The organism is Paenibacillus sp. EKM211P (assembly GCF_011066175.1).
GTDB lineage: Bacteria > Bacillota > Bacilli > Paenibacillales > Paenibacillaceae > Paenibacillus > Paenibacillus polymyxa.
Window position 1 is genome coordinate 69,345 of record NZ_JAAMNS010000005.1, and the last position, 16,073, is coordinate 85,417.

Consider the following 16,073-nt stretch of genomic DNA (forward strand, 5'->3'; position numbering starts at 1 on the left):
AAAGGTAAGAATCCCACCGCAAAGTCACTCATTTTTCGAAATGGTGTGGAGCATGGGAAGGGCAGGAGAAACTAAACACTTAAAAGCTCAAACTCATTGATTCAAAAACTTATAAATTCAAAAGAACAGAGGATCTGAAGGGCTAAAAAGGCCTGGAGGATTCTTTTTTTTATATACTAAACGGTTAGTAGGGTGAATGGTTAATGGGGTGAATAACTCATAAGGTGAACGTCTTATGGGGTGAAATCAAAATGACATAATAACTTAATACAAAATGACATGATTTTTGGGTTTTTCGTCCTGGTTTCTTGTGTATTTTTAGAGACTTTCGCCTCGTTTAGTTAGATTTTAGAAATATAAGGATTGACCTGGAAATAGAGATCAAGCACAATGAAGTTGAATTCAGCTTGGAAGAAAAGGGAAAAGCCTTGCAGGGAAAGGGATAAGAGAATTCAAAGGAGGATGTTGGTTGTGAAAAAAATGATATTATGCTTGTTAAGTGCCAGTCTGATATGTTTAGCTGCACCGGTTTCTACTAAAGCCTTTTCGAGTGAGGTCACACAAGGCACAGGCTCCTATTCAACCACACTACCTGCCGGAGCAGCTACACCGCAAAACGAAATTTACAAGACAGCGAATGTAACTAGCCCAATGCCTACCAACGACTGGTGGAGCAGCCTGGCCTGGGTGCCCCACTCCGAGGCTCAATATCCACATCCGCTTGCCTTGAAAAATCAGCAAAATGGTTTACGCATCTTTAACCCAAGCGGAAAAATTACGGTGAATCTGGGATACATTGCAGGCTGGATGGATGATGTGAATGATTTTACCATCGGACATTCTGAAAGCGCTTCATTTCCGAATGCCAAAGTGGATGGCTTCAGTGACTGGTTTGTCAAATCCTTATTTCAAAGCGGCAGCAACAAAATGAGTGCTACCTATGGGCATGGCTCCCCCTATGTTTTTTTCGAGTTTGGCGGTGGTAATCCCAAGCTCTCGTTCAATGAGGTACCCAAGGTCTGGTCTGGCTCAGCTACCTCCCCTGTGCTTGGCATTACGATCAATGGCTCACACTATGGTCTGTTTGGTCCTTCCGGCAGCACCTGGTCCGGTCTCGGAACGAGTACTCTGATCAATCAATTGAACGGGAAAAACTATTTTACAGTGGCGGCTTTGCCTGACAATACAACGGCGACCTTGGACAAATTTCAGCAATATGCCTATTCTTTTGTTACAAACTCCAAAGCACAGTACAGCTACAACGAAGCTTCTTCCGAAGTAACAACCAACTTTACCGTTACAACAACCGCGAAGCAAGGTACACAAGCGGGTACTATTTTTGCCTTATATCCACATCAGTGGAAAAACTCATCACAGTCCCTGCTGGGCTATACGTACAATTCTGTACGTGGTCTGATGAAAACAGCGGAAGGGGCTTCTTTTCAAACGAAGATGAAGTTTACAGGCGTGCTCCCTTCTTTGCCCGATTTGGGGTCTTATGATAAAAATAAGCTGAATAGTTATATAGACGAAGCGAAAGCGGAAGTCTATTCTGGCGATGGTGACACATACTGGACTGGAAAACGTTTGGGCAAGCTAGCAGCCTTGGCGCCAATTGCCGACCAGGTGGGCAATACTGCAGCAGCGACCCAGTTCCGCAATGAGATTAAAAGTCGGCTACAGGACTGGTTTAAGGCTAGCGACAGCTCAGGAAACCTGAAAAGCTCAAACCTATTTGTGTACAATAGCAATTGGGGGACATTAATCGGTTATCCCGACAGCTTTGGCAGCGCGGTAGAATTAAACGACCATCATTTCCATTATGGATACTTTATTAAGGCTGCGGCCGAAATTGCACGGGTGGACAAGAGCTGGGCATCCAATTCACAATGGGGGCAGATGGTGCAGTTGCTCATTCGCGACATTGCCAATACAGACAGGTCTGATTCTAAATTTCCGTATTTACGTAATTTTGATCCCTATGCCGGTCACACCTGGGCTTCCGGTCATGCCAAATTTGGCGACGGCAACAACAATGAATCCTCCTCGGAAGCGATGAATGCTTGGGCCGGTCTGATTTTATGGGGCGAGGCGACGGGAAATACGCAAACTCGTGATCTGGGTATCTATCTATATACAACGGAAATGAATGCGATTAACGAATACTGGTTTGATGTACAAGGTACAAACACCCCTTCAGGGATGCAAAGTGCGACGGCAAGTATGATCTGGGGTGGTAAAACGGTCGGGAATGCTACATGGTGGACCAATAACCCCGCAGAGGTGCATGGCATCAACTGGCTGCCGATTACTTCTGCTTCCTTGTATCTGACACAATATCCGGAATATGCGGCTAAAAATTTTAGCAATCTGCTGCAAAAAAGCGGGGGGAATTTCAGCCCGTGGGAAGATATCGTGTATATGTACAGAGCAATTTCGGACCCGTCCGACGCCAAGGCCAAATTCAGTGCACGCGTAGCGTTGATGACACCGGAAGCTGGGAATTCCAAGGCGAATGCCTACCACTGGATTTATAATTTGGATGCTGTTGGCAACATCGACCGCAGCGTCACCGCCAATTCACCTATTTCTGCCGTATTTCATAAGAACGGTGTAAAAACCTATGTGGCCTACAACTTTACAGACCAGGTCAAAACAGTAACCTTCTCAGATGGACACAGCATTACCGTGCAGCCGAACAGCTTTAATACCGGAAATGGAAACGGCGGCGGCAATCCGCAACCTGATACAGAAGCTCCATCAAGCCCGGTAAATGTGCGAGCTACGACCAAAACGGCTTCGGCGGTCACTCTGGAGTGGGAGGCAGCCACAGACAATGTTGGCGTTACGGAGTATATTGTGTATAAGGACGGGACTCAGGCGGCAGAGATAAACGGCACTTCCGCTTCAATTACAGGACTGAATGCAGCGACCGCTTATAGCTTTACCGTCAAGGCTCGTGATGCAGCCGGTAACCTGTCTGCGGCAAGTCGTGCTGTATCGGTAACTACGGATGCAGCATCTGGCGGCAATGAGGGTGGCGGAGAAACGGAAGATTACACCGTACGGGCCCGCTTTGTCAGCGATCGTGAAGCACTGCTTCAATTTACCCCCAAAACAGCCTCAGCCTATGTTGACGTGCATTATACTTTAGCAGGCGGGCAACAGCTCAACTACCGGATGACCAACAACGCCGGTGTTTGGGAGCAGCGGGTTAAAGACCTCACCATCGGAAAGGTCGTCAGCTATTGGTTCACCTATGAAAAGGCGGGATTGCAATATGAGACGCCTTCATTCAGCTATACCCACCAGACGGCCTCTACAACGACAGGGGTTTCCGAAATTTCCGCGATCGAGGCGTTGGACACGTTCCAGCCCGGGCTTGCTCCTGAATAAATTCTAAATTATGGATATGATAATTATAGAGGAGATAAAAGTATGACAGAATTTTGGGAATCAAGCTTTATAGAAAATCAAATGATGTGGGGCTTTGAACCTTCAGACTCAGCAATTCTGACCAAGGACTTTTTCATTGAAAAGAACGTTAAGAATATATTGATACCTGGTATTGGATATGGTAGAAATGCCAAGGTTTTTATGGACAACGGAATACATGTTACAGGTATTGAGATTTCAAAAACAGCGATTGATTTGGCAAGACAAAAAGGGCTCAATATTAGTATTTTTCATGGCTCCGTAATGGATATGCCTTTTGATAACAAGCTTTATGACGGCATATTTTGTTATGCGCTTATTCACTTATTGAATAAGCAAGAGAGAGAAAAGTTTATTAAGGATTGCTATCATCAGTTAAAGCCAAATGGATATATGGTTTTTACGACTATTTCAAAGGAAGCTCCGATGTTTGGAAAGGGAAAGCAGCTAGGTAAAGACTATTTCGAGATCATGGAAGGGGTAAACATGTTTTTTTATGATGCTGACTCGATAGAACAAGAATTCGGAAAATATGGATTAACGGAAATTTCGGAAATTGTTGAGCCACATAAAAATATGGAAAGCAAACCTCCATTCAAATTTATCATGGTCAAATGTCACAAAGAGCTGTAAGGTGAATGGAGAGAGAACGACACGAGGGAAGCACATATGCTTCCTCCGTGTCTTTTTTTGTTTTTTATGGGGTCGTAATACTTTCGCCATGTTCGTGAGTGCAAGGGTGCGCAATAATGATAAAGGCTGATACAGGAAGATATTACCGAGGCGAGGATTTCCAAAGGTCCCGCAGTGCCTGCCCTAATCGGATCAGGTATCCTGTAAATCTGATGTATCCACCAACAATTAGGGTTCGATTCCCAATCGCCTTCCAAGCGACTTTTGGTAGAGTATTCGAATGGACGAATAAAACAATGAAAAGACCCCGATAAGAGCATCCCATGTCTGGTCTTGATGACAGATGCCGGAGCGATGGCTATGCGGTCAGCGGATACCGGAGAGAGCAAGCGCCGACAGGACCCGAGGCTACGGGAATACAGATTCACAGTCGATGTTGGGCTGGTGAATTCCATCCCCGAAACACGGGAACAGGCGGCTCCTTTCTTTTTCCTTAAGCTTGGCCCCGCCTTTCACACGGAGGGATGCTCTGCAAGGGTCACTAACCCACTACAACAGATAAAAATAAAAAATCCTCATTTTAAAAATGTGTTTTGACTCAACGTGCGAATAAGTGAAGCGGTCCGTTTGAATCTGGAGAAGCGAAGCGTTCGCCTTTGTCCCTGAATTTTAACCCTATAAGGGGTTCATCAAATCCAAAAATTCAGGGGCAACAGCGATCGGAAGATCAAATGGAACGTGGAGCCGCTACACGCGGAAAATGTACATTTTTAAGTTGAGGATTTTAAATACTAGGAGTGATACGATGTTTAAGAAGATAACGATTAAAGCCGATGAGCGCGGACTGTTGTTCAAAAAAGGAAGCTACCACAAGTTGTTGCTCCCAGGTACCTACCTATTGAAGACATTTCAGCAGGAAGCCGTTGAAATTTTGAATGTAGCCGAATCATTTTTTGTACCAGATCATGATATTCGTTTGTTTTTGACAGATCCTCTATTGCTGGAGCAATTGACTGTCATCGATGTAGAGGATCATGAATATGTGCTGCATTATGAGGATAATCGGTTTGTAGAGCTGCTGACAGCCGGGAAATATGCATTTTGGAACATGCTCAAGGAGCATCGTTTTGTTCGTGCAGATACCCGGCAGCCTGCCATTGATAAGGCTTTGGGGCAAGCATTCTTGTCCAAGACACCGGGCTTCTGGAAAGCCCTTCAGGTGGCTAGTCATGAATTGGGGTTTTTGTATTACGATAATGTGCTGCAAGGTGAACTGAAACCGGGCAAATATTATTTCTGGTTGTCCACGGTGAATACAGAGATCAAAACATTAGATATGCGACAGCAGCAGATGGACCTGATGGGGCAGGAAATCATGACTGAAGACAAAATCACGCTGCGTCTTAACTTCGTCTGTCAGTACCGGATCATTGAGCCGCTACGGGCGTTGGAATTCAGAGCATACGAGGAACAAATATACATTATGCTTCAACTGCTGCTGCGTGAATACGTGGGCACAATGAAGCTGGATGATTTGCTGAAAATGAAGCAGGAGATCGCGGAATTTGTCTTGACACGACTGAATGAGCAGGGCGGTGAATATGGGGTTACTTTTACATCCGCAGGGGTGAAGGATATTATTTTGCCGGGGGATATCAAGGATATTCTGAATACGGTGCTATTGGCAGAGAAGAAGGCACAAGCCAACCTCATCACACGACGTGAAGAGACGGCATCCACTCGTAGTTTGCTCAATACGGCCAAGCTGATGGACGAAAACTCCACCCTCTATCGTCTCAAAGAGCTGGAATTCATGGAAAAAATCTGCGAGAAGATTGGTACGATATCGCTGACTGGCGGAAATACGCTGCTGGAGCAGCTAAACACGTTGGTTCATATGAAAGAGGGGCAGGGACTCCAATAACGGAAAATACTCCCGAACGATGAGTGCAAGCTGGCTCAAGGTTCGGGAGTATTTTTTTAATTCGTCTTGGTGGATGCGAGAAAAGCGTCCATATCGATCACCGGAATGAGAGTACCCCGATGCTCCATCACAGTAGGAAACAATTCGCGTTGCCATTCTTCCTCATTGCTTTGTAGCTGACTGTCTTCAGCAGATGCCGTATCCTCCACCTGATCGACAAGCAGGGCAATCTTCGCACGACTGAGCAAAATCATTTTGTCCTCGGAGGAGTCGCTTGATGCGGGGAGAAACAGTTTCTTGCGTAGGTTAAGGATTGTAAATACATCGCCACGAATGGTCACCATTCCTTCATGCCACGCCTCGGAAAAGGGGAGCGGTGTCCCTTTTTTGGCATTCATGACTTCTTCGACTTCCAGAAAGTTTAACGCGAACTTCTTGTCCGCCAGACTGCACACAATATATTCAGACATAGCAATTCTCCTTACATATTCAGATAAGTCCATCACAAGTTGTGAACTAGCGATAAATTGGGTTAACTATTGCGTTTTAACAGACGGAACGATAAAGTGGAGGATGCGGTAAAATGGTTTTAGTTAATCACAGAATATCACAAACGAGCAGTTAAATCTTCCAAAATAACAACCAACCGGACAAGGCGTGGCTTCGAATTTCCCTTCATATATAATGTTTGGAGCTGAGGTCGTGTCCGATGCACTACATTTTAAGATAAGCGGGTTGAGGTAGAATGGATCATGAAAAGCAGCGGTTAAGTATCGAGGCAGCCAGATTATACTATCTGAACGACTATAGCCAGCAGGATATCGCGGTCAGACTCGGAGTTTCACGGCCTACGGTATCGCGGTTACTTCAGGCTGCCAAGGAACAGGGATACGTGCGGATCAGTATTGTGGACCCCATGGAGGATATGGACGCGCTCGGAGAGCAGGTGAAGAAGAAATACGGGCTGGATACCGTGCTGGTCTGTTATTCGCCATTAAATGAATATCAGGAGATCAAGAAGCATATTAGCAAAAAAGCAGCCGACTATTTGCATGAAACGGTACAGGATGCTGATATTATTGGAGTGACATGGGGAACAACCATGCATGCGGTGGCGCTTCATCTCCAACAAAAGCAGGTCAAGGGAGTTGAGGTGGTTCAGCTCAAAGGAGGCGTAAGCCATTCACATGTCAACACTTATGCCGTGGAAACCGTAAATTTGTTCGCAGAAGCCTTTAACACCATCGCTCGGTATTTGCCGCTGCCTGTGATTTTCGACAGTCAAGCTGTTAAGAAAATGGTCGAGGAGGATCGGCATATCCAGCGTATCATTGAACTTGGCAAGCAGGCGAACATTGCGGTGTTTACGGTGGGGACGGTCAAGGAGGATGCGCTGCTGTTCCGATTAGGCTATTTTAACCATGAAGAGCAGAAGCTGCTGCAAAAAATCGGCAAGGGCGATATTTGTTCACGCTTTTTTGACGATGAGGGCAACATATGCAGTCAGGAAATCAACAGCCGTACCGTTGGAATTGATTTACCTGAGCTGCGAAAGAAGGAGAAGTCCATCCTTGTAGCTGGAGGCCAGCGCAAAGTAGAGGCCATTCGGGCATCACTGCGCGGCAAGTATGCGAATATCTTGGTGACGGATCAGTTTACAGCACAAGCACTTTTGCAATAGAACCTGTGGGTCTCAATTCCAATTAAACATGGTTACGGAGTGTGCCTACAGGGTAACATGAATTGTAGGTGAACGGCCTGTGTACAAGCGTGAACATAATTTCAAAATGTGTTTTACATATGTTCAGAGTCGTGCTATGATGATCTCATCACAGAGAAATAATCGATTCATTTTCTTCACACTATTTATTAAATGAAGGAGCCTTTAGATATGAACATTGCAGCATTAATCGACCATACATTGTTGCGTGCAGATGCGACGAAGGATGAAATTACAAAACTGACTGCTGAGGCAAAAAAATACCAGTTTGCTTCCGTATGTGTGAATCCGGCGTGGGTAGCTTATGCAGCCGAACAGCTCGCAGGCACAGGCGTGGCTATTTGTACGGTTATCGGATTTCCACTGGGAGCCAATACATCGGCAACGAAAGCGTTCGAAACCAAAGATGCTATTGCTAACGGTGCAACTGAAATTGATATGGTAATTAACATAGGCGCTTTGAAGACGCGTGATGTACAGCTCGTTGAGCAGGATATCCGTGCGGTTGTGGAAGCGGCTGCGGGTACACTGGTAAAAGTAATTATCGAAACCTGCCTGCTGACAGACGAAGAGAAGGTACTGGCGTGTGAGCTGTCCGTCAAAGCCGGAGCAAATTTTGTGAAAACTTCGACGGGTTTCTCTACAGGTGGAGCTACTGTGGAAGACGTAGCGTTGATGCGCAAAACAGTAGGACCTGATATTGGTGTTAAAGCTTCTGGCGGCGTACGCAGCCTGGAGGACGTGCAAAAATTAGTAGAAGCTGGCGCAAGTCGGATCGGTGCAAGTTCCGGTGTGAAAATCATCGAGGGCGAGCAATCAACATCTTCCTACTAAGTTTATTTTAAAGTCATGGAGGGATTCGCGATGAAGGATCAATTGATTCAGAAAGCGCTTGAGGCGCGTAATCAGGCATATGTTCCGTATTCGAATTTTCAAGTGGGTGCTGCGGTTCTTGGGAGCGATGGCACGATTTATCACGGATGCAATGTGGAAAATGCCTCCTACGGCTTATGTAATTGTGCAGAGCGGACAGCGATTTTCAAAATGGTATCCGAAGGCTGCCGAAAAATTGATTCGATTGCGGTAGCAGCTGATACGGAAGGACCTGTGTCTCCATGTGGGGCCTGTCGTCAGGTCATTTCCGAATTTGCTCATCAAGATACCAAAATTTATCTGACAAACCTTCATGGCAATACGGAAGAGTGGACGGTGGATCAATTACTGCCGGGTGCCTTTCGACCTGCGGATCTGGGGAAATAAAAAAAAGAATGCCTCTTTGGGGCGCATTCTTTTTATGGGCAATGTAAGCGCTTAATGTAATGAGGAGGAATTGAAATGAAATATGTAATCGCTTTGGTGGGATTGCTCGTTGTATTTGCACTTACTTACGTTGCCAGCAGTGACAAACGTAAAATCAGGTATCGTCCGCTGATAGTTATGGTTGTTCTGCAAGCAGCGCTTGCTTTCGTACTGCTGAATACAGAGATTGGTGAAATTCTAGTCAAAGGTTTTGCAAAAGGTTTTAATAGTCTGATTGGTTATGCTATGGAAGGGATTAACTTTGTTTTTGGCGGAATTGCGAATGAAGGAGCAGCACCGTTCTTTATCGGTGTACTGCTGCCAATCGTGTTCATATCCGCACTGATTGGGATTTTACAATATGTAAAAGTGCTGCCTTTCATTATTAAATATATCGGGCTTGTCTTGAGCAAAGTAAACGGAATGGGTAAACTGGAATCCTACAACGCTGTAGCTTCGGCTATCTTGGGTCAATCCGAGGTGTTTATTTCCGTTAAGAAACAAATTGGTCTGCTGCCAAAACATCGGCTGTATACATTGTGTGCATCTGCGATGTCTACGGTGTCCATGTCGATTGTGGGAGCCTACATGCAAATGTTGAACCCCAAATATGTGGTTACCGCATTGGTGCTGAACCTGTTTGGCGGCTTTATTATCGCTTCCATTATTAATCCGTACAAGATTGAGAAGGAAGACGATTTACTGGAGGTTCAAGAGGAAGAGAAGCAGTCCTTCTTCGAAATGCTCGGGGAGTATATTATGGATGGTTTCAAGGTTGCTATTACGGTAGCTGCGATGCTGATCGGTTTTGTGGCGCTGATTGCCATGGTTAACGGTATTTTCTCCTGGTTGTTTGGGATCAGCTTTCAGGCGCTGCTTGGCTATGTGTTTGCACCGTTCGCCTTTGTTATGGGGATTCCGTGGAATGAGGCAGTGCAGGCGGGCAGCATTATGGCTACCAAGCTCGTATCCAACGAATTTGTGGCCATGCTGGATCTGACCAAGCAAACAGGCTTGTCCGAGCGTACGGTCGGAATCGTATCGGTATTCCTCGTATCCTTTGCAAACTTCTCATCCATCGGTATCATTTCTGGGGCTGTGAAGGGTCTGCATGAAAAACAGGGAAATGTAGTGGCCCGTTTTGGTCTGAAGCTGTTGTACGGAGCGACGCTGGTTAGCGTGCTGTCGGCAACGATTGCAGGGTTGTTTTTGTAAAAAAAACAGCGAATCAGGAAAGGATTTTTATGATGTCTAAATTTAAACGGATTCACTTGGTCGTTATGGACTCGGTTGGTATCGGCGAAGCACCGGATGCTGCCCAGTTTGATGATTATGATGTAGATACACTCGGTCATATTGCGCGCGAACGCGGCGGTCTGAACATGCCGAATATGGGTAAGCTCGGTCTGTCCAACATTCGTTCCATAGAAGGGGTACCGGTGGCCGATAAGCCACTCGCATATTACACCAAAATGCAGGAAGCCTCCAACGGCAAGGACACAATGACAGGTCATTGGGAAATCATGGGGTTGAATATTGCAGTTCCTTTCCGTGTATTCCCGGATGGGTTTCCAGATGAGCTGATCCAGCGCATTGAGGAGCATACAGGTCGTAAAGTTATTGGCAACAAGCCAGCCAGTGGCACGGAAATCATTGACGAACTGGGCGAAGAACACGTCAAAACAGGTGCACTCATCATCTATACCTCAGCAGATTCAGTGTTGCAAATTGCGGCACATGAGGAAGTTGTACCTTTGAAGGAGCTTTATGAGATTTGTGAGTTCTGTCGTAAAATCACGCTGGAAGATCCGTACATGCTGGGTCGAATTATTGCCCGTCCGTTCGTAGGTGAAGCAGGGAACTTCTCTCGTACCTCCAATCGACATGACTATGCGCTCAAGCCATTTGGTCGTACCACAATGAACGAGCTGAAGGATGCAGGTCTGGATGTAATCGCCTTGGGTAAAATCTCTGACATTTATGACGGCGAGGGTGTAACGAAAGCAGTGCGCACAGTGTCCAACATGGACGGCATGGATAAGCTGGTGGCTACGCTGGACGAGGAATTCACCGGATTAAGCTTCTTAAATTTGGTGGACTTTGATGCTGTATACGGCCACCGCCGTGATCCGCAGGGGTACGGTCAAGCCTTGGACGATTACGATGCCCGTCTCCCCGAGGTATTCGCCAAAATGAATGATGACGATCTGCTGATCATCACCGCAGACCATGGGAATGACCCAACATATCGCGGAACGGATCATACCCGCGAATATGTGCCTTTGCTGGCATATTCCCCTCGTTTTGCTGCTGGAGGCAAGGAACTGGCGGTTCGCAAGACGTTTGCGGATATTGGAGCGACCGTAGCGGATAACTTTGGTGTAAAACTGCCTGAACACGGAACTAGCTTTTTGGCAGAGCTTCAGTAATCCAGGACCCTAGCAAGAGTGCAGGTAGGATGATTAGTAACGATATGAGTAACAATATGAGCATGGACAAATGGGACGGAGGAATAAAAACATGAGTGTACACATTGGAGCCAAACCTGGAGAAATTGCAGAAACGATTTTGCTGCCAGGAGACCCGCTACGGGCGAAATTTATCGCTGAAACGTATCTAGAGGACGTGACCTGCTACAACGAGGTACGCGGAATGCTCGGATTCACGGGAACGTACCAAGGCAAACGTCTGTCTGTACAGGGAACCGGGATGGGGTTGCCTTCCATCAGTATTTATGTCAACGAGCTGATTAGCGAGTATGGTGTGAAAAACTTGTTCCGTGTGGGTACTTGCGGCGGAATGAAGGAGCATGTGCACGTTCGTGACGTCATTTTGGCACAGGCATCCTGTACAGATTCCGGCATGAACCGCCATATCTTTGGCGGCTATGATTTCTCACCGATTGCCAGCTTCCCTCTCTTAAAGGGCGCTTATGATCGCGGTGTTGCCAAAGGCTTGAACATGCATGTCGGCAACGTATTCAGCTCAGACAGCTTCTACCGTGATGACAAATCAGTGGTACAAAAGCTGATGGAATACGGCGTGCTGGGTGTGGAGATGGAGACTTCGGCTTTATACACGCTAGCAGCCAAGTTTGGTGTAAACGCACTGACCATTCTGACGGTAAGTGATCATTTGCTGACAGGTGAAGAAACGACGGCAGAAGAACGACAAACCACGTTTAAAGAAATGATGGAAGTTGCACTGGATACAGCAGTATCCCTGTAAACGATCATACGCACAGTGAGGAGAAATGACATATGAGAATGGTAGACTTGATTGAAAAAAAACGTGACGGAAAAGAACTGAGCACTGAGGAAATTAACTTTATTATCCAAGGCTATACTCAGGGTGAAATTCCTGATTATCAGGTCAGTGCATTGGCGATGTCTATTTTCTTCAAAGATATGAACGAACGGGAACGTGCTGATTTGACCATGGCAATGGTTCATTCAGGAGATACGATTGATTTGTCCGCAATTGAAGGTGTAAAGGTAGATAAGCACTCCACTGGTGGTGTGGGTGATACGACCACACTGGTACTGGCTCCGCTTGTAGCAGCCTTAGACATTCCAGTAGCGAAAATGTCAGGTCGCGGCCTTGGGCACACGGGCGGAACGATCGACAAGCTGGAGGCCATTGCAGGCTTTCACGTGGAGATCACTAAGGATGAATTCGTAGATTTGGTGAATCGCAGCAAAATTGCGGTCGTCGGACAAAGTGGCAACCTGACCCCTGCGGATAAAAAATTGTATGCTTTGCGTGATGTTACAGCAACGGTAAATTCGATTCCGCTGATTGCCAGCTCGATTATGAGTAAGAAAATCGCTGCCGACTCTGATGCCATCGTACTGGATGTCAAGACAGGTGCGGGGGCATTCATGAAAACAGTAGAAGATGCCAAAGAACTGGCACATGCCATGGTAAGCATCGGGAACAATGTGGGTCGCAAGACTATGGCGGTTATTTCCGACATGAGCCAACCGTTGGGACTGGCTATCGGGAACTCACTGGAAGTTAAAGAAGCGATCGATACGCTGCGCGGCGAAGGACCCAAAGATCTGGAAGAGCTGTGTATGGCTTTGGGCAGTCAGATGGTATTTTTGGCCGGGAAAGCAGACTCTCTCGAAGACGCTGAAGAGAAGCTCAAAGAGGTCATTCGTAACGGCAAAGCACTGGAGAAATTTAAAGAGTTTATTACAAATCAGGGTGGCGACGCTTCTGTAGTGGATCATCCAGAACGCTTGCCACAAGCGCAGTATCTTATTGAAGTACCTGCAAAGCAGGACGGTGTGGTAGCTGAAATTGTGGCAGACGAAATCGGTACCGCTGCGATGCTGCTGGGAGCAGGTCGTGCGACCAAAGAATCCGAGATTGATTTGGCTGTCGGCTTGATGCTGAACAAAAAAGTCGGCGATGCAGTTCAAAAAGGCGATTCGCTGGTTACTATCCATGCCAACCGTGAAGACGTAGATCAAGTGCTGGAGAAAATCTACGCAAACATCCGTATTGCGGATCACGCGGAAGCTCCTGTGCTGATCTATGGAACGGTGACAGAGTAAGCTGTAGCTGTATAGTATAAGGCGTTAGCAGATCAACAGTTATAGAGCCGGAGCCCCTACATTAGAGGGCTTCCGGCTTTTTTTGTTCTTAGCTCAGGCAACTGAGCGGTGGAATTAAAAAAGCGGTTGTCAATTTCTAGCGAGGGAACTATACTAAATTTATAAACTGACGACCGTTCGTAAGGTTATTGGAGGGAACACATGACACTACAGAAAATTAAAACAGCAAGCCTAAAGCAATTTGCGAGAAAGGGATACGATGCCGCCTCCCTACAATTGATTGCTGATGAGGTAGGAATCAAAAAGCAGTCTATTTATGCTCATTTTAAAAGCAAAGACGATTTGTTCTTAGACATATTTGCGGACGCGGTAGACCAAGAGATTTTGGAGCTGGATCGTTATTTTCAAGCTCAAGCTGAACAATCACTTGAAGCTGTACTGCGAGGATTGATTATTGAATTCAAAGAACGCTATGAGAGTGCCGAGAATCTGCGATTGATTCTGTATGTCGGATTTCTGATTCCATCTGCGCTGGAAAACCAGGTTCAGGCTTTGGTTACACGCTATGTACAGCACAAAACCAGCTTGGTATATGAGCGGCTGGCAGCCGAAACGTCGGTTAAGCTTCGTGTTCCAGTTCAATCTGCCACTATAGCCTATATGAATTTGATTGAAGGGATGCTGGTAGAACTGGTGTACAACGGCACCGCTGGTTTTGATCCGCGTCTGGAAAGCTCCTGGGATATTTACTGGCACGGCTTGGTTCAGGTCTGATCATCTAAGCCTTTAAAGTAAATATGATTGTATTGGGGGAAGAGAGCTGTGTCTGTGAAAGAAACCTTTTGGTCCAGAAATTTTATATTTTTGATGATATCCAACGCTCTATTATTTATGGCATTTGAAATGCTTATGCCCACGTTGCCACTGTTTGTGGAAAGTCTTGGCGGCAGTCCATCACAGATTGGCTTGGTGACAGGCGTGTTTATGTGCTCAGCTATATTGATTCGTCCATTCTCCGGCACACTGATCCAGCTTTTGGACAAGAAATATGTACTGATTATTGGAGTTGTGATTTGTATGCTGGCAACAGGAAGCTACATGCTTTCCACCAGTTTGGTATTGCTGTTAGTCTTTCGGCTAGTACATGGTTTTGGATTCGGTATTGCGAGCACATTGTATGCTACCTCAGCATCAGATGATTTGCCTCCTCATCGTATGGGGGAAGGAATGGGCTACTTTGGCGTAGGTGAAACCATAGCGATTTCAGTCGGCCCCCTGCTCGGCATATGGATGCTTCATGCGGCAGGTTTTAGCGGGCTATTTTCCACGGGAGCTATAATTTTGCTGCTGTCGCTTGTGATGAGCATATTGGTTCGTCGCCGTTCTGCGAACCCCACGACGGCAGATACAGCAAAGGACAAAAAGAAGGTTCCCTTTAAATTATTTGAAAAAAGAGTGCTGCTGCAATCTGGTCTTGTGCTGCTAATTGGCGTGGTGGCAGGGGGAGTGATGTCTTTCGTGGCCTTATTTGCCAAGGAGCAGGGTTTTACAAATGCGGCCTGGTTCTTCTTTACGGTGGCAATGGCAAGCTTCCTCGTTCGGCTGGTGTCCGGTAGGATTTTTGATACTAAAGGTCCAGCTTATATCTTGATCCCCGCAGGAATTGTGCTTATCGTCGCCATCGTTATGGTGGCTTCATCACGGACCGAGCTACAATTTTTGGTTGCTGCTGTGCTGTATGGTTTGAGTTTTGGTGCTATTTTTCCAGCTTTACAGGCTTGGGCTATCAGTGTAGTCGGAGAAGATGAGCGAGAGGACGCTGTAGGCTCCTTTTATAATTTTTTCGATTTGGGGATTGGTGGCGGTTCTTTGATTCTAGGGATGATTGCCGGATTAACCTCTTATAAAACAATGTATCTATTTTCCACTTTGCTGATTGCGGCTTATTTAATTATCTTTGTGGTGTATAGTGTGCTGGATAAGAAAAAGTCCCGTAACACGTTGAACGTGTAATCTACTAATATGGATGATCTAGATAGAGAGCCACCGTATGGATTCCTATGAACAAGTTTGAAAAATATGACAGTCAGACTCATAATAGATATGAGTTTGGCTTTTTTTATTGTTAGGGTGCAGGACAGCACAGAGGAGGAGAGACATGTTCCGATTATACAGCGATGTTCGTGGGACAGCTTATGAAAGACTGATTGATTATGCTATGGAACGGGCAGATACATTTATGCTAGGCGTACATAACTGGGTAACTGAGGATGACAATGGAGTCGCCGACAAGGATGTTTTGTTCGAGAAATTGTTACAGCAATTGAATCCTTTTTTGCTGTCCACGCACTCCTATGAGGAAATAAGGGGAAAGCATTCCATTGCCTACACAGCCGGAACCTTTTACCGGTACCAATGCACGCCTGAGGCTGGAAGAGTATTAAAGCATGCGGCGTCCAGCCTGTTTTCCTGACGGTGACAACTGACTTCATACAGCATA

Annotated in this window: 14 protein-coding genes; 13 read left to right on the forward strand and 1 reads right to left on the reverse strand. The window is 46.1% G+C overall.

What is annotated here, in order from left to right:
* Positions 1-471: 471 nt before the first annotated feature.
* The 3 genes from G9G57_RS10725 to G9G57_RS10735 all read left to right on the forward strand — a co-directional run bounded on the left by G9G57_RS10725 (position 472) and on the right by G9G57_RS10735 (position 5,992).
* Positions 472-3,396, forward strand: coding sequence for a glycosyl hydrolase (locus tag G9G57_RS10725; RefSeq protein ID WP_113051023.1), 2,925 nt, complete (start codon positions 472-474; stop codon positions 3,394-3,396).
* Between the two features lie 42 nt (positions 3,397-3,438).
* Complete coding sequence (locus G9G57_RS10730) at positions 3,439-4,068, forward strand: class I SAM-dependent methyltransferase (protein ID WP_107734516.1); 630 nt, start codon at positions 3,439-3,441, stop codon at positions 4,066-4,068.
* Between the two features lie 805 nt (positions 4,069-4,873).
* The gene (locus tag G9G57_RS10735; RefSeq protein WP_107734518.1) at positions 4,874-5,992 is read left to right on the forward strand and encodes a slipin family protein; all 1,119 of its coding nucleotides are present in this window, start codon (positions 4,874-4,876) and stop codon (positions 5,990-5,992) included.
* A gap of 56 nt (positions 5,993-6,048) precedes the next feature.
* On the opposite strand, the gene G9G57_RS10740 is transcribed toward G9G57_RS10735, so the two are convergent.
* The gene (locus G9G57_RS10740; protein WP_017425579.1) at positions 6,049-6,462 is read right to left on the reverse strand and encodes a chemotaxis protein CheW; all 414 of its coding nucleotides are present in this window, start codon (positions 6,460-6,462) and stop codon (positions 6,049-6,051) included.
* A gap of 275 nt (positions 6,463-6,737) precedes the next feature.
* Between G9G57_RS10740 and G9G57_RS10745 the strand changes: the two genes are divergently transcribed.
* The 10 genes from G9G57_RS10745 to G9G57_RS10790 all read left to right on the forward strand — a co-directional run bounded on the left by G9G57_RS10745 (position 6,738) and on the right by G9G57_RS10790 (position 16,046).
* Entirely contained in the window at positions 6,738-7,673 is a 936-nt protein-coding gene (locus tag G9G57_RS10745) for a sugar-binding transcriptional regulator (RefSeq protein ID WP_017425578.1), read from the forward strand.
* Positions 7,674-7,883: 210 nt separating this feature from the next.
* Positions 7,884-8,546, forward strand: a complete 663-nt coding sequence (gene deoC, locus G9G57_RS10750; protein WP_044786291.1) for a deoxyribose-phosphate aldolase — start codon at positions 7,884-7,886, stop codon at positions 8,544-8,546.
* Positions 8,547-8,576: 30 nt separating this feature from the next.
* Positions 8,577-8,972 (forward strand): cytidine deaminase, encoded by a 396-nt coding sequence (locus tag G9G57_RS10755; protein ID WP_016820386.1) that lies wholly within the window; start codon positions 8,577-8,579, stop codon positions 8,970-8,972.
* A gap of 75 nt (positions 8,973-9,047) precedes the next feature.
* On the forward strand, positions 9,048-10,226 hold the full coding sequence (locus tag G9G57_RS10760; protein ID WP_016820385.1) for a NupC/NupG family nucleoside CNT transporter: 1,179 nt from the start codon (positions 9,048-9,050) through the stop codon (positions 10,224-10,226).
* Between the two features lie 29 nt (positions 10,227-10,255).
* Positions 10,256-11,440, forward strand: coding sequence for a phosphopentomutase (deoB, locus tag G9G57_RS10765; protein ID WP_180361613.1), 1,185 nt, complete (start codon positions 10,256-10,258; stop codon positions 11,438-11,440).
* Positions 11,441-11,531: 91 nt separating this feature from the next.
* On the forward strand, positions 11,532-12,239 hold the full coding sequence (gene deoD / locus G9G57_RS10770) for a purine-nucleoside phosphorylase (protein ID WP_013373173.1): 708 nt from the start codon (positions 11,532-11,534) through the stop codon (positions 12,237-12,239).
* Between the two features lie 32 nt (positions 12,240-12,271).
* Positions 12,272-13,573 (forward strand): pyrimidine-nucleoside phosphorylase, encoded by a 1,302-nt coding sequence (locus G9G57_RS10775; protein ID WP_164964930.1) that lies wholly within the window; start codon positions 12,272-12,274, stop codon positions 13,571-13,573.
* Between the two features lie 201 nt (positions 13,574-13,774).
* Positions 13,775-14,347 (forward strand): TetR/AcrR family transcriptional regulator, encoded by a 573-nt coding sequence (locus tag G9G57_RS10780; protein WP_102997600.1) that lies wholly within the window; start codon positions 13,775-13,777, stop codon positions 14,345-14,347.
* A 48-nt stretch (positions 14,348-14,395) separates the two neighbouring features.
* Positions 14,396-15,586: an MFS transporter gene (locus tag G9G57_RS10785; RefSeq protein ID WP_102997601.1), complete on the forward strand. Its 1,191-nt coding sequence runs from the start codon at positions 14,396-14,398 to the stop codon at positions 15,584-15,586.
* Positions 15,587-15,731: 145 nt separating this feature from the next.
* Positions 15,732-16,046: a hypothetical protein gene (locus tag G9G57_RS10790; RefSeq protein WP_102997602.1), complete on the forward strand. Its 315-nt coding sequence runs from the start codon at positions 15,732-15,734 to the stop codon at positions 16,044-16,046.
* Positions 16,047-16,073: the final 27 nt, after the last annotated feature.